Raw genomic sequence first — 18,466 nt, forward strand, 5'->3', positions numbered from 1 at the left:
GATAGCGCTTGTTAGAAAAAGTGGGCATTTTGGAATATATTTTATACTTGGTGTGTTTTCTTGGTTGTTTGGATATTTGTATTCAAAGAGATTATTGATAGGGACTTTACTTGGAGTATCTTTACCAGCACTTATTGCTGCATTAGATGAATATTCTCAAGAGTTTGTTGGCAGAGGTTCTTTATTGAATGATGTTCTTATAGATATTTCAGGAGCTGTTTTTGCTAATATAATAATTTTGGTAATTTATGTGGTTTATAAGATTTGTAAGGAGATTTATCTAAGGTATAAATAAAACGCTATCTTTTTTTACATAGCGTTTGAGCTTACTAAATGAAAAGCATATCACCCTATCACACAAATCCTGTATAATGAATTTGGTAAAAAAGATTATTTCAATAACTCTTTTAGGTCTTCTATGGTTATTTCTAATAAATTGTCTCCTATGTAATCTATCGTCTTCTCATCTGCTTTTCTTATCTTGTCTTTTATTTCTTCAGTTAGTTGGTTACCAAATCTTTTGCTTAATATTTTAATTGCAAATTCTCTTTCTCCTTCAAGTTTTCCTTTTTCCATTCCTTCGTTCCTCAACTTTTCGGCTATCGTCATAACTATTTCACCCCTTCCAGGCATTATTTCTTTTTGTACCTTTAATATATCTTCTATCGTTATATCTTCCCTTACGTTTAGTAGGTAGATCATGCACCCTTCAAACCATTCATGTACCTGTTCTTCTGGTAGTTGGTTTATGTATGCGAATACTATTGCTAATCTTTCTTTAAATTCTTTTTCGGTCATTGCCGTTCCTGCTCTCATTGCTTCTAATGCAACTTTCGTCGCTGTTAATCCTATTATCCTTTTTTTCCTAAGGTGAGCTATCTTATCGGATAACTGCTGTATAATGAGTTTTATAGCGCCCTTCCCCCGCAGCCCCACCCGTGAGGAGAAGGATCTTTGTTAGCGCCCTTTCACCCCGCTACCCGCCCATTAGGAAAAAGTGTGTTTCCCTTTTACCCCGCAACCCACTCTTCTAAGGAAGTAGGAAAGGGCTTCGCCAGGGATAAAATACTTTATTATTAAAAATATACAAAACGTCTTCATAAGGTGTCTTTTTGGCTAGGTCTTTATGTTTTCGACTGTGAAACAAGGGCTTGGTGAATTTTGTGGAATTTTTGATGTTCTTTTAGTTTAGTAAGTGCAATGCGGCTAGTTCTCGTATTTTAAAATTTCGTTTTCTAATTCCTTAGAAATTCTAAAACCTGCTTTCTTTAATTTGTTTAAAACTTCTTCAAGAGAAGATATTATATTCTTATTTTTTGCGCTAATAATAACGCCTAACGTTCCAGTAATTTGGAGATTTAACTTGTTTGCTAATTTTCTTGCTTTCAAGTCATCCAAAATTAAAATTACATCTTCTTTTTCTAAAGCTAGAGCTATTGAACTTGCTTCTCCTAAATCAATAAACGTAGATAATAGTTTTAAATATTTTTTATCATTAACTTCTCGAACTTTTATCCATTCGGGAATCGGTTTTTCGAATTCTTTTAAAACTTCTTGCGTTATAAATATATTTCCATAAAGCTCTTTTAGTATGAACAGCATATCAATGTTGTCTAAAACAATTAGACAACTTGTGTCAGATATGTAATTAGGCATTTTTCACATCATTTCTTAATTCTTCAGCATTGTAATTAAATAGTGAGACATCGAAACGACCTAATATTTCAATAAAAGCTCTCTTGGAAAGTTCCGCTAGTTGTGCAGCTTCTCCTATGGATAACTTGCCTTCTTCATATAATTTTGAGGCTATCAACAATTTGATTTCTTTTTCATTTAAATCGATAAAATCTGGTAGATTTATAGATATGGATTTCATAAAAACACTCCTCGTAAAATATTTATACTCGCTTTTTAGAAACGTTAAATTTCATAGATAACGTTCCTATGACCCACTCCTTACCCATCTAAGGAAAGGGATTGTGACTTCGTCTGCTACCATTATTTCAATATTTCTTTTAATTCTTCTATGGTTATACTAAGAATATTTTTCTTTATTTGGTTTATGGTTTCTTCATTTGCTTTTCTGATCTTTTCTTCTAATTTTTTATCTAAATCTTTTCCAAACCTTTGGTTTAGAATCTCAATTATCAATTCTTTTCTTTCTTCAAGTTTTCCTTCCACTTTAGCTTTTTCTCTGTCTCTTTTTGCTATCTCTTCTAATGTGTTAAACATTTTTGGCACCTCCATTTCTTTTAGCTCTTCGTACCTTTCTTCTATCTCTTTGTAATCTGTCCTCTTTCTAAGCAATTCTAAGAATGCGTTTCTGTGTTTATCAAACTTTTCTTTTTCTTCTTCTGGCAACTTCGATATTATATCTTCATTTATCATCTTTAGCAACTCTTCCATTTTTTTTATCTTTACGTTTGGTTTGTCCGTTAATAAGATTACCCCTAGTGCGTTCTTCATGTTTATTATCGTTTCTTCTTTTATATTGCTTAAATTTATTAGTTCATAATTTGCTTTTATTAAGTATTCTTCCATGTTTTTTATCTCTGTTATCTTCTCTTTTACGTCCATTGGTGAAGTCCATTTCGCTTTTCCATCGTAAAAAACTATCCCTATTATGACTGGCAGTTTGAATCCTTTTTGCTCCGATTCTTTTTTGTGACTTTTTACATATCGTTCCCATATCCTTACCTTATATGCCAACATCCTGAATGCCATCAGTTGGTCAACTTTACTTTGATGTTCTAACAATAGGTATATGTATACATCTTGACCGTTTCCTTGAACCCCCTTCGGGGCGTTTCCCTTTTCTATTTTGTATAGTATGTCCGATCTTTTTATGGAGAAGTCTTTGCCTATTAGTTCAGTTTGTTCACGTTTTAAATCTGTTTCTTTTATTTGTTTTGTGATCTTTTTTGGTAGAAAGGCTTTTAGAAAGTCATAGAATACGGTTCTGTCTTCAAATAATTCTTTGAAAATCGAATCTTTTATTGGATTAGACATAAGCTTCTCCTTTTTGGTTTATTTTTTGTTATTTTTAGCACCCCCTCGCCCTGCTGCCCGCCCATAGAATTAGTGAAGTGTTTTCTTTGTTAATTTAATTATACCATATCTTTTTAAATGTGCGTTATCTTATCATATAACTTCTGTATAATGAGTTTTCTAGCGCCCTTCCCCCGCAGCCCACCCTATAAGGAAAGAGGGACTTGCGGTCCCTTAAACCCTGTTTTTCACACATAAGGAAAAAGTTCTTTGTTTGCGCCCTTCGCTCCGTTGCCCGTTTTATTGAAGACCGTTCATCTTGTAGATCGAGAGAATGCTTTTTAAATCAAAGAAGAATGTTTGGGTTGAGGGAAAAGAGTATCATTTTAAAGACATCGATTTATGATCTAACCAATTTTTTTGCACTTATTCATCGAAAAGTGTACCACCCTATCACACAAATCCTGTATAATAAATTTGAACAAAAAATTTTACAGGGGGAAACACCCCGAAGGGGGTTCAAGGAAGGTGATAGAGAAGGTACAATACAATTATATAAGATTTTTGTATTTTAACAAACACAAAAGTCAAAGAGCAATAGCAAAAGAAATGGGGATACACAGAGCGACGGTCAAAAGAGCTATCAAGAACCCAGAACAGAAGTATCATATGAACGTTGAGAGAGATAAACCAGTAAATGGAGATTTTGAAAAACGTATCAAACACTTGTTAGAATACAATTCAAACCAACCCAAGAACCAAAAGTTAACCAAAAGACGTATATACGAACTCATCTGTGAAGAAGGATACAAAGGAAGTTATTCCTCCTTCACCTATCAAGTAAGGAAGATAGAAGAGAAACTTGGTATCAATCAAAAAGAAGGATAAAAGAAGCAAAGTGGATACTTATCAACTGATCCATAAAGAAATACTGGAACTCAGTCAATGTAAGTTCATCGAAGAAAAGGCAAATCTTTTGTTCTTAGGATCACTAGGTGCAGGAAAAACACACATAAGTGTAGCGATAGGAATACAAGCATGTAAGAAAGGGAAAACAGTAAGTTTTTTCACAGCAGCCAATCTTGGGAACATTTTAGTTGAAATGCAAGAAGAACGACAACTAACAAAGTTCCAAAAAAAGTTGAGCAAAGTAGATTTACTGATAATTGATGAACTAGGATACGTGCAGTTATCCGACCAAGTTACACAACTCATGTTCCAAATATTCTCTGAAAGGTATGAAAAATGTAAAAAGTTATATAATTTTATTGTTAATTTTTGAAAGAAGAAAATTCTCTGTTCAAAAAAATTTTTAGGAGATGATTTGAGTTGCCAGTTTATTATTTGAATTTGACCCCTAAATATGAAGAAGGAATCATACATTATGAAGTACATGAAGATAATTGCACTTGGTTAAGTGGAGTTAAAGATCGTGAGAAATTGGGTAATTTTCGTGATTGTCATGGAGCCATAAAAGAAGCGCAACGCAGATATTCTGATTGGAGAATAGATGGTTGTAAACATTGTTCTCCAGAGTGCCACAGCTTGTAAAGACTAAACTAAGAACAGAGAATTTTCTTCCCTAGGAGGTTGAGGTGCGGTTAAAATATTATATAAATTGTTTTTGACTTTAAATGCTACTTCATTATTGATTGTGATTTTTTTGATAAAACAGCACTGTATAATAATAAATAAAGCTCCGAATTGGGTTTCCTATCTAATATTTATTTCATTTCCTGTTTTAATGACGGGTTCAAGCCTTCTTTGCACTCGTTTTTTAAGTACAGACAGTATTGAAGGAAATGTAAAAGATTTAGAACATGCAAATAATGCTTATTTACCTAGTTATTTAGGGTATTTTTTTGTTGCTCTAAGTGTTCCTGATGTCGAAACTCTTGTTTTTGTTTTTCTGATTTTGTTTGTATTTACTTACTTTTCACAAACTATTTATTTTAATCCTCTTTTCCTTTTGTGGAAGAGACACTTTTATTATGTAACAACAGAAAATAATATAAAAATTTTTTTAATTACAAGAAAGGTTCTCAGAAAACCAAGCGATGTACATTTTGAAAATTTAAAACGTATCAATAATTATACTTTTATAGATAATGGAGGGGCAAAAAGTGAATCATCTGATGGCTAAAATAAGAAAAAGAGGTAATGATAATAAATACAGAAAAATAACATCTGATGATAATTTTTATAAATTACCTGAGGATTTAGATAATCCAATTGAGTATTTACCAGATCACAATTTAGACGAAGATTCTTGGTTTGTTATATCTGAATTTTCAAAGAAACCATATTGCCTTGATATTCTAAAAAACAATTTTGAGTCTGTTGAGTATCTACAATTAGAAAAACTTGAAATAGATAAAATAGATTTTATTTTTTCATATCAAGATAAGAATGAATATTACTTTCAAAGAGTGTTAAGTTCTCATATTGTAAGTAAAAAGTTATTATATATTGGAGACGCATTTGAATTCAAAGAAAATACTAAATTTATAGTAATTAATGATATTCCGGATGCTATTTATTTAAAAGATCAAGATAAATTATACTTCAAAAAATTAACCTCTATTACCTCAATCTTTAAAGGGATAGAAGAATTATATAAAGAAGCAACTGAGGAAGAAACAAGAGAATTTTTAGAACAAAGCTTCATATGCCTTGATCAGGGATTTTCTTCTGAAAAGGTGAAAAAATCAAATAGAAAAAGAATTGCCTTGGCAATGGACACAATGAAAAATTTTAATAGTGATGAAAAGAAAAAAATATTTGATTACATTAAAGATTATTGCCCTAATTTAGAGAGAAAAAAAGGCGCATTTGTCGTAAAAAGCGATGAAGATTTAAAAAGTATATTGTATGGAATTGATCAAAGATATTACACAACACCTGTAAAAAATGAAAAAAGAATAGCAAATTCAATAATCCCTATTAATGAGTCATTTAAATAGGTAAAGAAGCATTCCTGTAAATAAAAAAGAAAGAATTTGAAAAAAGAACTTCCTTGTAAAATAAAAATAAAGATGTAGAGACTAATTTTCGTTTAGCGGGCACTTTTTTGGTACACTTTTCGTTTGGTAAGTGCCTGCAATAGATTATTTTTTCTCCAAATTTCTACCCTCAACAAATTTTTTAATGAATTCTCTTTTGTTAACTACCATTTTTTACTTTTTCTTTGTTTTAAAAGAGAAAATTAAATTCTTCCTTTAAAATTCTTTCTAAATTAAATTTTCCCTCTATTAATTTAGCCCAAAATTCAAATTGTAATTCATTTACATAGTCCCAATATGCTAATTTATATTTATTATCAAACATAATATTTCCTGATCTCCATTGACTTAGAGGATAAAAAAGTTGTGCATATGTAAATTCTTTCTTCAATTCAAATGAATATCTCACTATACCTTTCATTTCAAACTCTTTTTTGAAATCTTCATCTTTTATAACGTCATCAACGCTAAATAACCAATATCGCCATTCATTTTCGTTTAATTTTTTTAATTCATTCATCATAATTGTTTCTGTAACTATTCCAAAACTTCTATTTACTCTTTTTAACAATTTTTTAAAATTTTTCTTTTTCATTACTGCTAATCCTTTCGTATGATATGTATGTTGTGAATCTTCAAAAGGAAATTACTCCTTTTCACATTTTCTAATATATTTTGTGTTTTTCCTGAAAGTATGGGTATCGTTAATTACGATAATTCTTAACAATTCTTCGGTTTTCACCGATGGACATATGACTGATTAGCTTACATAATCAAGTATTTAATCATTTCAAATATTCTGATTCGAGCAGTCAAACTATTTCCAGTAATGTTCGGCGAATAAAAGAAGTCGACGAAGGAAATTTGGGCAAAAACTTTTATCTGTTATTAGTAGAAGTAGCTCAGTCATAAATATTACACATGGGGCATTTCCAATTGGTTCCATTTGGGCGTTGAGGGTGATACTTATTGTCGAGTTTATCTTTCCCACCAAAATCGTGATAATTTCCGCATTCTTTCTCAAACGCCATTTTTGGAGAAGTTGCATAGCTAAATTTAAAGTGAGTATATCAATTCGAGTTTTTGCCTTCCCACTGTTTTAGTCTTTCGTTTATATCATCATCCGAACGACCCACATAGCGTACATAAAATGTGTTATTTTGAGTATATCCCAACCCGTAGTTGCCAGGGGATTTCCTAGTAACTACCTCATCAACTTTTTCTGTTGTAAGCTCATAAGAGCCATCCATACTTAAAGTTGCCATTTCAAAAACCTCCTTTCAAAAATTCTCCCCAGTCAAGATTTGACCAACTAAGCGAGGGAATAAGAGGCACTTGCGGTACGGGCGGAACTGGGGGAAAAGTCGGAAGAGGTAGGACGGGTTTAACCTTCGGCACAAGCAAGACTGGTCCTCATATTGCTCCATGCGAAAATGCTACGGCATAACGTTCTTTATCACTAAAGAAACCTCGATCTAACCTTCTAAGATAATATCCATAGTAATTAAAAATCTCGTCTCCTCTTGCAATTGGAGGTGTACCATAGATATTGTAAATTACCTCTTTCTTTAACCATCTGACAGTTTGGCTCTCTTGATTATAAATTGGCTCCATTTTATCCGACCTCCTCAACTATTCCGCACCCATTAGGAAAAGGTGAAGAGCTTCGTTTACTACCATTACTTCAATAACCCTTTTAGTTCTTCTATGGTAATTTCTAACAAGTTATCTTCTATGTAGTCTATCGTCTTCTCATCTGCTTTTCTTATCTTGTCTTTTATTTCTTCAGTTAGTTGGTTACCAAATCTTTTGCTTAATATTTTAATTGCAAATTCTCTTTCTCCTTCAAGTTTTCCTTTTTCCATTCCTTCGTTCCTCAACTTTTCGGCTATCGTCATAACTATTTCACCCCTTCCAGGCATTATTTCTTTTTGTACCTTTAATATATCTTCTATCGTTATATCTTCCCTTACGTTTAGTAGGTAGATCATGCACCCTTCAAACCAATCTTGTACCTGTTCTTCTGGTAGTTGGTTTATGTATGCGAATACTATTGCTAATCTTTCTTTAAATTCTTTTTCGGTCATTGCAGTTCCTGCTCTCATTGCTTCTAATGCAACTTTCGTCGCTGTTAATCCTATTATCCTTTTTTTCCCTTTGATTGAGAAGTCACATATTTCATAACGGTATGTAAGTAAGTATGTTTTTAGTTCGTCTGATAAATCTTCTATCCCTTGTACCATATTTGATAAGTTCGTTTCTACGTTCCAGACTTCTCTTCCATGGTATATTACCATCGGTATTATTATTGGTACCTTTTTTGTTTTGGGATCGTATTTTTCTTCCCATATGTTCGTAATGTATCTCAACAGTTGAAAGATTACTTTACTTTCAATGTAGCTTTTGTGTTCCATCAAAATGTATATGTATCCATCTTGTCCATTTATCTTTGTTTTGTGAACATAATTATATCATATGTTTTTGAAGGTGAGCTATTTTATTATCCAACTCTCGCATAATAAGTTTTATAGCGCCCTTCCCCCGCTGCCCACCCATGTGGAAGAGGGACCTGCGGTCCCTTTCCCCGCTTTTCAACCATAAGGAAAGGGGTCTGTTCCTTTTTACCCCGCGGCCCACCCGTGAGGAAAAGTATCTTTATTAGCGCCCTTTTTTACCACGCTGCCCACCCATGTGGAAGAGGGACCTGCGGTCCCTTAGACCCTGTTTTTTCCACATAAGGGAAAAGGTTTTTTGCTCTTTTACTCTGCAACTTGCCCGTTTGAGGAAAGTGGAAATAGTTTAGCTTTCCTGCCCACCATTCCAGGAAGAGTAAGCGAAACAAAATCGGCTTATAAGAGGTTTCGTGCGTGCGTGTTAGAAAATGAGAAAGGCAATGGTATAATAAGGATGATAGGGAAACGCTTGAGGGAGTAGTGGCCAAGTTGAAGGGATGTTCTACATTAATCTTGAAGGCTTACCGGTAGGAAAGGAACCAATGATCTTTTACACAGCGGTATTTAAAATAGGCAACGAAGAGTTTGCAATGAGTAAAATCGAAAAGCTGAATGATGTGGATCTTGTAAGGAAGTTGGATAGAATTCGCGATGTATTTCTTAAAATTGGAGGGAATTTTTGAGGATACCTCATCAATTTTTTTCGATGAATTTTTCTATGTTTTTAATGAATTGTCTAATGTCATCCAAATTTTCTGTTATTATATCGTATAGCTCTTCTTGAGAGATCATGTGATACAGAGGGACCAATCTATTTCGATAACCCGCCATTTGACTTAATTTCTGGCTTAAATGCTTGTTTATAATATCTTTTTCTCCAAGCCCCAAAGCAATAGCTTTATATTCCGTAGACATATCTATGTTACCTGTCTTAGCTAATATATGCCTTCCAATATCAAAGATTGCTTCTAAAGACCTTCGGAGAAAGCTTTCAGCGGCTGCAGGGTTTCTTCTATCTCGTAGAAATTCTTCTTTTGATAAGTGAGACAGTATTTCTAACTGAATTAGATAGTCATTGATAAGAATCAATCTATCTCTAATAAGTTCTTTATTTATCATTTTTCATTTCTCTCCATATTTTTCTAATACTTCTTTATGGTATAAATCGAGTACATATTTAAAATCCGCAGCACGCCTTAATACCATCATTTCATATTCATCTTTGAAACTTTCTGATTCACTATATACGCATATGCCTTTTAGAGCTTCAGTTTGGAATACAGAATGAGTTTCTTGTGAAAAAACCAGATCCAATTTGTAAGGTTTGAATAATTCTTCTAATTCATTGTATATATTGGCATAAAGTTTGTATCTATGCTTTATACTATCCAAATCAAACAAAAAAACTATTCCCACATCTATGTCGGTGAGGGGATCATCTATTTTTATATCGTTATCTCCATTGTTTTTTAGTAACTGATAAGCCTTTTCTTTCTGCGAACCAAACAAATAGACTAACCCTATTTTATATTTTTTACACAAATCTTTTAGGAATTCTAATTTGTTCTGAACCATGTTGTTCACCTGCTTAATTCTTTTGTATTTAAATCTTATACTGTCTTGGGAAACTTTAAAAAGATAGATGCAGCGCCCTTTCACCCCGCTCCCCGCCCGTGAGGAAAAGCGCCCTGTGACCTTTTTAAAATTAATTGTCGCTTCCCGCTCATAAGAGGGGTAAATTGTTTTCTTTGTAAATTTAATTATACCATATGTTTTTGAAAGTGTGTTATCTTATCATATAGCTCACGTATAATAGGTTTTATAGTATATTTTGTAAAAAAATAATAGTCTTTTCACCAAAACCATAATTTTGTGGTATAATATTACTAACTTTAGAGTTGCTTACTCATGAGTTAGTAACTTACGAGTAAGTTATAGAGGTGACTTACATGTTTATTGGCAGAGAATCAGAATTAGCAGCTTTAAACAAACTATATAAAGAAGACAAATTCCAATTTGTTGTTGTATATGGTAGAAGAAGGGTTGGAAAAACCACCTTACTTTTGGAATTTTGCAAAGAAAAGCCTTTTATATTTTTTGTAGCCAACGAGTCAGTAGATAGTGTTTCATTAGAAAAATTTTCTAAAGAGGTGTTTTCATTTTTCAATCTAAGGGGGTTAACTGGGTTTAATTCTTGGGAAGAAGCTTTCATCTTTATTGCCAGTAGAACAAGAGAAGAAAGATTAGTAATAGTAATTGATGAGTTCCAATATTTAGTAAATGCGAATCGTAGTATTCCATCGATTTTACAGAAATTGATAGATCATAGTTTGAAAGACACCAAATTATTTTTGATAATCTGTGGTTCATATGTCAGTTTTATGGGAAATGAAGTCTTGGGTTATAAAAGCCCATTGTATGGGAGAAGAACCGCACAATTTGAGATTACCCCTTTTGGTTTTTTTGACAGTCGAAAGTTTTTCCCAAAATATTCTTGGGAGGAACAAGTCAACACATACGGTGTTTTAGGGGGCACACCACAATACTTGTTCACCTTTGATGAAAAGGTGGACGTTTATGAAAATATAAAACAAAAAATATTATTTAAATCATCGTATCTTAACGAAGAACCTACATTCTTGCTAAGGCAAGAATTAAGGGAGCCTTTGATTTACAATTCTATTTTAGAAGCTTTGGCAGAAGGAAACGGAAAATTGAATGAAATTTCCTCAAGAATCAGTTTCGATAATTCCAAAGTGGCTAAGTATTTGGAAACCTTGATTGATCTGAAGATCGTTGAAAGAATAAAACCTGAACCGATTGGTAGAAAAAGCAGGGGTAGTATTTTCAAGATTAAGGATAATTTCTTTAAATTTTGGTATAGGTTTGTTTTTAAAAACAAAGCATTAATTGAACAAGGATTGGCGGATTTCGTCATAAAAAATAAAATAAAGCCATTTATGAATGAGTACATAGGCCCCATTTTCGAAGACATTTCAGTTGAAATCCTGAAGAAAATGAATGTCGAGGGTAAATTACCATTCGTTTTTGAAAATATTGGAAAATGGTGGGGCAATAACCCCATTAAAAAAATAGAAGAAGAAATCGATATAGTAGCCTACGATAAGAAAAACCTTCTTCTTGGTGAATGCAAATGGCAAAATACATTGTTAGACATGTCGGTAGTTAAAAAACTTATGGATAAAGGGGCTTTATTTCATTTTGAGAATAAATTTTATATACTTTTCTCGAAAAACGGTTTTACGAAAGAAACCTTGAATTTTGCCAAAGCCAGTAATAATGTTATTTTAATAAGTTTTAAAGATTTTGTGTCCTGAGTTTGACAGTTACAAAAACGTAAGAATTCTAAAACGGGTGCACTTACTAAACGAAAAGTGTAAGTACCTTTTTAAAAGTACACTATAATTATACACTATTAATGTGTAAAATTCAAATTTTGGTGATCTATTTGATAATAATCAAAAATCATAATCATTCTAAAAAATTATTGTTATGAGGACAGGAACTGAAAGAGAAAGAATTACTCCTTGTCCAAAGGCTATTAGAGTAGTTTCTTTATTGGTGCTTTTTGCTATTACTCCAAGCATTGTGTCCATTGAAGTAGCCCCTCCAATTGATGCTGCTCCTAAAGGGGACCATTTAGCAACTAAAGGAATTAAAATTATTGCTAAAATTTCTCTAATTACATTTGCAGTGAAAGAAATTGCCCCCAAAACAGGAGAATAGAGATTGCTTATCATAACCCCTGAAAGAGAATACCAACCAAATCCTGCAGAAGCCCCTAAAGCTTCTTTTAAATTCAAGTCCGTAAAAAATATTGCTAAGGAACCAAAAATAAGACTTCCTAATATAGTTAATATTGATTGAAAAAGTATATTTTTCATATTAATTTTTAATTTTGAGAGTATCTTTTCTTCACTTCCTATGTCAACCCCAACACTAAATACTAAAAACATTAGTAAAATGGTCGTTAGATTGTTCGGGATATAAACGTTAAAATAGATGCCTGATATTATTCCAGCAACGACTGCAGATAATAACAATATCATTTAGTTTTCTCCTTTTTAAAGAACTTTTCGTAAATAGAAGTGAAAAGAATGCTTCCGATAATTGAAAAAACCGCTATGTATAAAGCGGTGAATCCAATTTCTTTAATTTGAAAAAGCAAAGTATCATCGTTGCCAATTTCATAACCCATAAAAAAGAGCAGTAAAACCGTTGACCATAAAACGGGTTTTATTTTTTTCAACCATTTTAGCCATCCTTTTAATCCTATGAAAATGCCAATTAAAAAGGCTATTAGTATTCCAACCATCATAATGAATCACCTCGTAATTAATTCTCAACCTTTTTGGAAATCTTTTCAATTTTCATTTCTTTTTTCCTTTCTTCTTTCTTTTTAAAAGTTATTTATTTTGATGTGAGCTGTGCTTAGTAGCTATTTGCGCCCCTTTGCCCCGCTCATCGCCCATAAGGAAAAAGGGCTTTAGCACTTTCACTCCGTTGCTTGCCCAACTAAGAAAAAGTAAAAGGGCTCCTTTCTGAAGCCCCAAAATTTTTTAAAATTTCCCTATTTTTTTCAATTTTTCGGATATTTTTCGGACGTCTTGTGAGTGTTCTTCTTTTGTAATTAAGATACCGTTTTCTCCTTCAACGACTATAATATTTGATAGCCCGATTATTCCCACAAATTTATCTGATTTAACGAATACATTTTCCCCATCTATGACTTCAACATTTTCGTCGTTATCTGAGTATCCTAACAGTTCTCTTACAGATACCCAGTTTCCTACATCGGACCATACAAAATCTGCTTTTACTACATAAACGTTATCTGAGCGTTCTAATAGGGCGTAATCGATGCTTATTTTTTCAATATTCGGCATGATTTTTCTTAAACTATCCGTGTCCCAAGGGGAGATGTTTACGAGTTGATTATAAATGTCAGGAGAATGTTTCTTCATTTGTTCTAAAAATGTGCTTTTTTTCCATATGAACATTCCGCTGTTCCAATAGTAGTTGCCTTTTGATAGAAAGATTTTAGCTTTTTCAGGGTCGGGTTTTTCTTTGAATGAGTTAACTTTGTATGTTGAGTTGTTTATTGCTTTTCCTGCTTCTATATAGCCATAGCCAGTTTCTGGCCTGGTTGGATTTATACCTAAGGTAAATAGTCCATCGTATTTTTGAGCTCCTTGTATTGCTTCAGATAGTGTGTCCCAAAATTTAGATTTGTCAGGAATGTAATGATCGGCAGGGAGTATTGTTACAATTTCATCATCTTGGGCTATTTGAGTTCCTATCATGCAGGCTGGTGCAGTGTTTCTTGGAATTGGCTCCAAGATGATATTTTCTTTGGGGATTTCTGGAATTTCTTTCATCGTTAATTGTTGATATTTTTCTGCTGTAATGATGAATATATCAGTGGGTTCCATTTTGTATCGCATTCTTTCATAGGTTTCTCTTATGAGAGTTTTATCTGAAAAGAGTTTTAGGAATTGTTTTGGTGTTTTTGAGTTTGATAGAGGCCAGAATCTTTCTCCTGAGCCTCCTGCAAGGATTATTGCTTTCATAACTGCCTCCTTTTTTAGCTTTTAGAGCCCTTGCCCCGCTCTCCACCCTTGGCCATTAAGGGGTCCCCCCTTAAGATCCCCAAGTTCAAAATCTAAGTTTATTCTAAAAAAACTTTTTTGCACAAATCAGCAAAAGGGCTTCGCCCTTTGACCCATTAAAAACAATTTCTTGCTTTTGGAGAATGATTTTTATGGTTTTTATGTAAGTTGCGCTTAGTCATTATTTGCGCCCCTTCGGCCCGCTGCCCGCCCATTTAAGGAAGTTGGAAAGGGCTTCGCCCCGCTGCCCGCCCGTGAAGAAAAAGGTGTTTATTTTATAGTGTATTTGAAATATAGTCCACCGAGAGGTGGTAGTGTGAGTATTATGGATTGTTCTCTTCCGTGCATGGGTATATCTTGGGAGTATACTTCTTTTGGATTGTCGACCCCACTTCCGTAGTATTGTGTCCAGTCGGTGTTCAATATTTCTTGGTATACTCCTTTTTTTGGCACGCCTATCCTATAGTTATCCCTTGGCACTGGTGTGAAATTGAAGACACAGACAATGATTTCCTCTTCGTTTTCTGATTTTCTTATAAAGGATATTACACTGTTGTCAGAATCGTTAAAATCTATCCATTCGAAACCTTCGTAACTGAAGTCAATTTCAAACAATGCAGGATGATTTTTGTAAAGAATATTTAAATCTTTTAAAAATTGTTGTGTCTTTTTATGTGGTTCGTATTGCAATAGGTGCCAGTCTAAACTGTAAGAGCAATCCCATTCTTTTCTTTGAGCTATTTCACTTCCCATAAAGAGTAAATTTTTCCCAGGATGAGCGAACATGTAGGAGTAAAAGAGCCTTAAGTTGGCGAATTTTTGCCAGTCATCACCTGGCATTTTTTCTAAAAGAGATCTTTTTCCATGTACAACTTCGTCATGTGAGATAGATAAGATAAAGTTTTCAGAAAAAGCGTATACTAGAGAGAAAGTAAGATCATTTTGGTGATATCTTCTAAATATCGGGTCTTTACTAAAATATCTTAAGGTGTCGTTCATCCAGCCCATATTCCATTTGAATGCAAAGCCTAAACCTCCAGCATGAACCGGGGTGGTTACTCCGGGAAATGCTGTCGATTCTTCTGCAATGGTTACAATTCCTGGAAAGTATTGATAGGCAACGGTGTTAAGGTGCTTGATGAAATCAATAGCTTCAAGATTCTCTCGTCCACCGTATTTGTTGGGAATCCATTCTCCATCTTGTCTGCTGTAGTCTAAGTATAACATTGAAGCTACGGCGTCTACCCTTAATCCGTCGATGTGGTATTTGTCCAACCAAAATAAAGCGTTTGCCAGTAGAAAGTTTTTAACTTCGGTTCTTCCGTAATTGAATATGTAGGTTCCCCAGTCTTTGTGTTCTCCCAATCTGCTGTCAAGGTGTTCATAAAGGGCTGTGCCATCGAATCTTCCCAAAGCATGTGCGTCTTTTGGAAAATGACCAGGGACCCAGTCAACGATGACGCCTATACCTTCTTGATGCATTTTGTCGACAAAGTAGATGAAGTCTTCCGGTTTTCCAAACCTGCTTGTTGGAGCATAGTAACCTGTTACCTGGTATCCCCAAGAGATGTCTAAGGGGTGTTCGCTTAGGGGTAATAGTTCTATGTGGGTAAAATGGTTTTCCTTAAGGTATGCTGAAAGCTTTTCCGCTAGTTCCCTATAATTTAGAAATTGATTTTCTTCTTTTTTTGACCAAGATCCCAAGTGGACTTCATAGATTGACATTGGTTCTTTTAGCCAATTTTTAGTTGTTCTTTCTTCCATCCATTTGGAGTCGTTCCATGTGTGTTTGTTTTGTATATCGTATACAATGGCTGCTGTTTTGGGCCTTACTTCAAAGTAAGTCCCGTAAGGGTCTGTTTTTAGTAAGAGGTCTCCATTTTGGGTTTTGATTTCAAATTTGTATAAGTCTCCTTCAACAACACCGGGAACGAAGATTTCCCATATTCCAGATTGGCCTAAGACCCTCATTTGATGAATTCTTCCATCCCAATTGTTGAAATTTCCAACAACACTGACTCTTTTGGCGTTTGGTGCCCACGTTGAGAATAAAACCCCTTCGATCCCATTTATTTTCATTGGATGCGCACCTAGTTTTTCGTATATTTTGTAATGGTTTCCTTCGTTGAAGAGATATCTGTCGTATTCAGATATGACCGGCAAAAAAGAGTAGGGGTCTTTGTAAGTCCAAGTATGGCTGTTGTAATCTGTGCATTTTATTTCGTATTCAAATATTTGAGAGCCTGGAATCTTTTTCTCAAAGAGTCCAGCTTCGTGGATTTTATCGAGTTTGACAGTGGTGTTTTTAGAAATCAAATATGCTTCTTTTGCAAAAGGTTGAAGAACCCTTATGACTAAGTTTTCTTTGTCTAATTCTCTTAGACCTAAATAGATGAATGGGTCGTGGCACTCAGCGTTAACAAGCATATTTATTTCTTTTTCTGTTAGTATTGGCATGTGTTGCCGCCTCCTTTTTTATTAGCGACCTTTCACCCCGCTCCCCACCCATAAGGTAGGTCTTTGTTAGTTTATTGTAAAGTACGTGCCATTTTCTTGCGAGAGCTTCCCGTCTATTTCCAACTGCATAATTGTGGATAATATAGAAGAAACATCTTCTTTTAAGTTTTCACATAGTGAGTCTAAGTTATTTTTTCCTTCGTTTATTAGTTTTAATATTTTTTCTTTTAGTGCCATTTCTTCGGTACTTTGAGAGGAACTTTCTTCTTCTAAGTTTGTTATTCCAAATAATTCCTTAAGGTGTTGTAAAGAGATTATTGGTGTGGCGCCAGAGTAGATTAAATAATTCGTCCCGTATGAATTCAGCCTTGTTATATCCCCTGGTACGGCTAATACTTCTCTTCCGTAATCGAGTGCGTATCTTGCGGTTATCAATGATCCACTTTTTTTAGCAGCTTCAACTACTATGGTTTTTTCAGATAGAGCTGCGATTATACGGTTTCTATATGGGAAAGTGTACTTTGTAGCCCTGGTACCTGGAAAGTATTCTGATATTATTAGCCCTTCTTCTTTTATTTTGTTGTAGAGTGATTCGTTGGATTTTGGATATATTATGTCTATCCCGTTTCCAAGAACAGCTATTGTTTTTTTGGCGTTTCTTTGGGCTATTGAGTCGATTCCATAGGCCATTCCACTTACTATGGTGTAGCTGCTCAAGGTTTTGGCGATTTCAATACATATAGATTTTCCGTAATCTGTGGCTTTTCTTGTTCCAACAATCGAGACCGTTTTGCTTTTTAAGAGCGATGGATCACCCAAATAGTAAAGAATTACTGGAGGGTCGTTGATGTTTTTTAATAAATCTGGATATTCTTCGTCCCAATAAGTGATTATGCCTAAATCTTTTATTTTGTTTAAGCTTTGAACGATTTTTCTTTTGTTTTCTTCAAACTCTTCTTTGAATAATGTAGGTGATGTGCCTGTTTCTGTGTATTCTAAGAGTTCTTTGTTGGATTTTTTATATACTTCTTTGAGGGTTATGATGTCTAGTATTTTCAATAATTGTGAAAGCCTCCTTCTTTGATGAGACTTGGTGTATTTAGCACCCTTCCCCCCCCTCCCCACCCGTGAGGAAAATGGTCTTTATTTAGCGCCCTTCCCCCGCTCCCCCCCATAGGGAAGGGAGGTCTTTCCCTTAGCCCTGCTCCCCGCTCCATTCAGAGAAGAAGATTGGAGGGTGAATGAGCAAATTTCTACCTCCGTTTTTTCTAAATGTTAGAGAGACTAGTTGGGCGTCTTTTTCTTTGTTCCCGTAGGCGATATATATGTGTTGAGGTTCTAAATTATTCTTTTCTAAGATTATTAATACGTCTGAAAGAATGTAAGGATGAATTATAAAACAGCCTAAACCTTTGTTTTTTAAAAGGAATTTTGAAGCATAGATAAAATCTACTAATACTTTTAAGTCTTCAGCTGATCTGGCGATTTTTCTATCGCTGATTTGACTTTTTAATCCATCAAAGTAGTGTGGAGGATTTGAAATTATATAGTCTACAGATTCTGTGTCAAAATGGTTTTTGACGTTATTAACCTCTAAATTGAGAAATTCTACGTTGTTTATTTCGTTTATTTCTTTGTTTTGTAAGGAGAATTCATATAGATCTTTTTGTATTTCTATCCCAATGATTTTACTGTTTGTTAGCATTTTCCCAATTACGAGACTGACATGCCCTATGCCACTTCCGAGTTCTACGATGGTCGAGTTGTCTTTGGCCGGATGAGTGGCTAATAATAGTACGCTTGCATGTGTCGGGAGATGATGTTTGTTGGGTGTTTTTAGTTTTAGCGATCTGTAAAGTTTGTCTATCTCTTTGATTTTGTTGGTTGTGTCCATGTGTTAGCGCCCTTTCACCCCGCTCCCCACCCATGGGCTTTA

At 34.1% G+C, this 18,466-nt stretch carries 23 protein-coding genes; 7 read left to right on the forward strand and 16 right to left on the reverse strand.

Annotated elements, in window-relative coordinates:
* Positions 1–295 (forward strand): VanZ family protein (locus tag AD60_RS10385; protein ID WP_199177862.1); only part of this gene is annotated, 295 nt, incomplete at its 5' end.
* Positions 296–390: 95 nt separating this feature from the next.
* On the opposite strand, the gene AD60_RS06385 is transcribed toward AD60_RS10385, so the two are convergent.
* From AD60_RS06385 to AD60_RS06400, 4 genes are all read right to left on the reverse strand, one after another.
* A complete protein-coding gene (locus tag AD60_RS06385) occupies positions 391–798 on the reverse strand; it encodes a hypothetical protein (protein WP_233186835.1) in 408 nt (135 codons plus the stop codon).
* Between the two features lie 408 nt (positions 799–1,206).
* The gene (locus tag AD60_RS06390; RefSeq protein ID WP_103067224.1) at positions 1,207–1,656 is read right to left on the reverse strand and encodes a DUF3368 domain-containing protein; all 450 of its coding nucleotides are present in this window, start codon (positions 1,654–1,656) and stop codon (positions 1,207–1,209) included.
* Positions 1,649–1,876, reverse strand: a complete 228-nt coding sequence (locus AD60_RS06395) for a UPF0175 family protein (protein WP_103876886.1) — start codon at positions 1,874–1,876, stop codon at positions 1,649–1,651. Before AD60_RS06395 ends, AD60_RS06390 begins: the two co-directional genes overlap by 8 nt.
* 122 nt (positions 1,877–1,998) lie before the next feature.
* A complete protein-coding gene (locus AD60_RS06400; protein WP_103876887.1) occupies positions 1,999–3,009 on the reverse strand; it encodes an Rpn family recombination-promoting nuclease/putative transposase in 1,011 nt (336 codons plus the stop codon).
* Between the two features lie 507 nt (positions 3,010–3,516).
* Between AD60_RS06400 and AD60_RS06405 the strand changes: the two genes are divergently transcribed.
* The 4 genes from AD60_RS06405 to AD60_RS06425 all read left to right on the forward strand — a co-directional run bounded on the left by AD60_RS06405 (position 3,517) and on the right by AD60_RS06425 (position 5,951).
* Positions 3,517–3,876, forward strand: a complete 360-nt coding sequence (locus AD60_RS06405) for a hypothetical protein (RefSeq protein WP_103876888.1) — start codon at positions 3,517–3,519, stop codon at positions 3,874–3,876.
* Positions 3,851–4,270 (forward strand): ATP-binding protein, encoded by a 420-nt coding sequence (locus tag AD60_RS06410; RefSeq protein ID WP_233186836.1) that lies wholly within the window; start codon positions 3,851–3,853, stop codon positions 4,268–4,270. The genes AD60_RS06405 and AD60_RS06410 overlap by 26 nt, the downstream gene beginning before the upstream one ends.
* A gap of 336 nt (positions 4,271–4,606) precedes the next feature.
* Positions 4,607–5,131 carry a hypothetical protein gene (locus AD60_RS06420; RefSeq protein ID WP_199177863.1) on the forward strand — a complete coding sequence of 175 codons (525 nt, stop codon included), beginning with the start codon at positions 4,607–4,609 and terminating at the stop codon, positions 5,129–5,131.
* The gene (locus tag AD60_RS06425; protein WP_103876891.1) at positions 5,112–5,951 is read left to right on the forward strand and encodes a hypothetical protein; all 840 of its coding nucleotides are present in this window, start codon (positions 5,112–5,114) and stop codon (positions 5,949–5,951) included. Before AD60_RS06420 ends, AD60_RS06425 begins: the two co-directional genes overlap by 20 nt.
* 229 nt (positions 5,952–6,180) lie before the next feature.
* Here the strand turns inward: AD60_RS06425 and AD60_RS06430 are convergent, their stop codons facing one another.
* From AD60_RS06430 to AD60_RS06445, 4 genes are all read right to left on the reverse strand, one after another.
* A complete protein-coding gene (locus AD60_RS06430) occupies positions 6,181–6,585 on the reverse strand; it encodes a hypothetical protein (protein ID WP_103876892.1) in 405 nt (134 codons plus the stop codon).
* Between the two features lie 475 nt (positions 6,586–7,060).
* Positions 7,061–7,255: a hypothetical protein gene (locus tag AD60_RS10395; protein ID WP_199177864.1), complete on the reverse strand. Its 195-nt coding sequence runs from the start codon at positions 7,253–7,255 to the stop codon at positions 7,061–7,063.
* Positions 7,256–7,403: 148 nt separating this feature from the next.
* Positions 7,404–7,604: a 4-fold beta flower protein gene (locus AD60_RS06440; protein ID WP_103876893.1), complete on the reverse strand. Its 201-nt coding sequence runs from the start codon at positions 7,602–7,604 to the stop codon at positions 7,404–7,406.
* A gap of 65 nt (positions 7,605–7,669) precedes the next feature.
* Positions 7,670–8,437, reverse strand: a complete 768-nt coding sequence (locus AD60_RS06445; protein WP_255396821.1) for an Rpn family recombination-promoting nuclease/putative transposase — start codon at positions 8,435–8,437, stop codon at positions 7,670–7,672.
* Positions 8,438–8,940: 503 nt separating this feature from the next.
* Between AD60_RS06445 and AD60_RS06450 the strand changes: the two genes are divergently transcribed.
* A complete protein-coding gene (locus tag AD60_RS06450) occupies positions 8,941–9,126 on the forward strand; it encodes a hypothetical protein (protein WP_103876894.1) in 186 nt (61 codons plus the stop codon).
* Positions 9,127–9,136: 10 nt separating this feature from the next.
* On the opposite strand, the gene AD60_RS06455 is transcribed toward AD60_RS06450, so the two are convergent.
* Together AD60_RS06455 and AD60_RS06460 are read right to left on the reverse strand one after the other, a co-directional pair.
* The gene (locus AD60_RS06455; protein WP_103876895.1) at positions 9,137–9,562 is read right to left on the reverse strand and encodes a DUF86 domain-containing protein; all 426 of its coding nucleotides are present in this window, start codon (positions 9,560–9,562) and stop codon (positions 9,137–9,139) included.
* A gap of 3 nt (positions 9,563–9,565) precedes the next feature.
* Positions 9,566–10,018 (reverse strand): nucleotidyltransferase domain-containing protein, encoded by a 453-nt coding sequence (locus AD60_RS06460; protein ID WP_103876896.1) that lies wholly within the window; start codon positions 10,016–10,018, stop codon positions 9,566–9,568.
* Between the two features lie 374 nt (positions 10,019–10,392).
* Between AD60_RS06460 and AD60_RS06465 the strand changes: the two genes are divergently transcribed.
* Positions 10,393–11,781 (forward strand): ATP-binding protein, encoded by a 1,389-nt coding sequence (locus tag AD60_RS06465; protein ID WP_103876989.1) that lies wholly within the window; start codon positions 10,393–10,395, stop codon positions 11,779–11,781.
* A gap of 159 nt (positions 11,782–11,940) precedes the next feature.
* Here AD60_RS06465 and AD60_RS06470 read toward each other — a convergent pair whose 3' ends face one another.
* From AD60_RS06470 to AD60_RS06495, 6 genes are all read right to left on the reverse strand, one after another.
* Complete coding sequence (locus tag AD60_RS06470) at positions 11,941–12,513, reverse strand: lysine exporter LysO family protein (RefSeq protein WP_103876990.1); 573 nt, start codon at positions 12,511–12,513, stop codon at positions 11,941–11,943.
* A complete protein-coding gene (locus tag AD60_RS06475) occupies positions 12,510–12,782 on the reverse strand; it encodes a LysO family transporter (RefSeq protein ID WP_103876991.1) in 273 nt (90 codons plus the stop codon). The genes AD60_RS06470 and AD60_RS06475 overlap by 4 nt, the downstream gene beginning before the upstream one ends.
* Before the next feature lie 241 nt (positions 12,783–13,023).
* Positions 13,024–14,034, reverse strand: a complete 1,011-nt coding sequence (locus AD60_RS06480) for a mannose-1-phosphate guanylyltransferase (protein ID WP_103927483.1) — start codon at positions 14,032–14,034, stop codon at positions 13,024–13,026.
* Between the two features lie 309 nt (positions 14,035–14,343).
* Positions 14,344–16,530: a 1,4-alpha-glucan branching protein GlgB gene (glgB, locus tag AD60_RS06485; protein ID WP_103927484.1), complete on the reverse strand. Its 2,187-nt coding sequence runs from the start codon at positions 16,528–16,530 to the stop codon at positions 14,344–14,346.
* A 66-nt stretch (positions 16,531–16,596) separates the two neighbouring features.
* A complete protein-coding gene (dprA, locus tag AD60_RS06490) occupies positions 16,597–17,589 on the reverse strand; it encodes a DNA-processing protein DprA (RefSeq protein ID WP_158248402.1) in 993 nt (330 codons plus the stop codon).
* A gap of 136 nt (positions 17,590–17,725) precedes the next feature.
* Positions 17,726–18,424 (reverse strand): tRNA1(Val) (adenine(37)-N6)-methyltransferase, encoded by a 699-nt coding sequence (locus AD60_RS06495; RefSeq protein WP_103927486.1) that lies wholly within the window; start codon positions 18,422–18,424, stop codon positions 17,726–17,728.
* Positions 18,425–18,466 lie beyond the last annotated feature (42 nt).

It is taken from the genome of Petrotoga sp. SL27 (assembly GCF_002924605.1).
Classification (GTDB): Bacteria; Thermotogota; Thermotogae; order Petrotogales; family Petrotogaceae; genus Petrotoga; species Petrotoga sibirica.

Excerpts from the sequence above, each read along its gene's own strand:
- AD60_RS06385 (WP_233186835.1), bottom strand. The coding sequence starts at position 798 with ATGACCGAAAAAGAATTTAAAGAAAGATTAGCAATAGTATTCGCATAC.
- AD60_RS06465 (WP_103876989.1), top strand. The coding sequence starts at position 10,393 with ATGTTTATTGGCAGAGAATCAGAATTAGCAGCTTTAAACAAACTATAT.
- AD60_RS06470 (WP_103876990.1), bottom strand. The coding sequence starts at position 12,513 with ATGATATTGTTATTATCTGCAGTCGTTGCTGGAATAATATCAGGCATC.
- AD60_RS06475 (WP_103876991.1), bottom strand. The coding sequence starts at position 12,782 with ATGATGGTTGGAATACTAATAGCCTTTTTAATTGGCATTTTCATAGGA.
- AD60_RS06395 (WP_103876886.1), bottom strand. The coding sequence starts at position 1,876 with ATGAAATCCATATCTATAAATCTACCAGATTTTATCGATTTAAATGAA.
- AD60_RS06460 (WP_103876896.1), bottom strand. The coding sequence starts at position 10,018 with ATGGTTCAGAACAAATTAGAATTCCTAAAAGATTTGTGTAAAAAATAT.
- AD60_RS10395 (WP_199177864.1), bottom strand. The coding sequence starts at position 7,255 with ATGGCAACTTTAAGTATGGATGGCTCTTATGAGCTTACAACAGAAAAA.
- AD60_RS06400 (WP_103876887.1), bottom strand. The coding sequence starts at position 3,009 with ATGTCTAATCCAATAAAAGATTCGATTTTCAAAGAATTATTTGAAGAC.
- glgB (WP_103927484.1), bottom strand. The coding sequence starts at position 16,530 with ATGCCAATACTAACAGAAAAAGAAATAAATATGCTTGTTAACGCTGAG.
- AD60_RS06390 (WP_103067224.1), bottom strand. The coding sequence starts at position 1,656 with ATGCCTAATTACATATCTGACACAAGTTGTCTAATTGTTTTAGACAAC.
- AD60_RS06440 (WP_103876893.1), bottom strand. The coding sequence starts at position 7,604 with ATGGAGCCAATTTATAATCAAGAGAGCCAAACTGTCAGATGGTTAAAG.
- AD60_RS06430 (WP_103876892.1), bottom strand. The coding sequence starts at position 6,585 with ATGAAAAAGAAAAATTTTAAAAAATTGTTAAAAAGAGTAAATAGAAGT.
- AD60_RS06495 (WP_103927486.1), bottom strand. The coding sequence starts at position 18,424 with ATGGACACAACCAACAAAATCAAAGAGATAGACAAACTTTACAGATCG.
- AD60_RS06450 (WP_103876894.1), top strand. The coding sequence starts at position 8,941 with ATGTTCTACATTAATCTTGAAGGCTTACCGGTAGGAAAGGAACCAATG.
- AD60_RS06455 (WP_103876895.1), bottom strand. The coding sequence starts at position 9,562 with ATGATAAATAAAGAACTTATTAGAGATAGATTGATTCTTATCAATGAC.
- AD60_RS06480 (WP_103927483.1), bottom strand. The coding sequence starts at position 14,034 with ATGAAAGCAATAATCCTTGCAGGAGGCTCAGGAGAAAGATTCTGGCCT.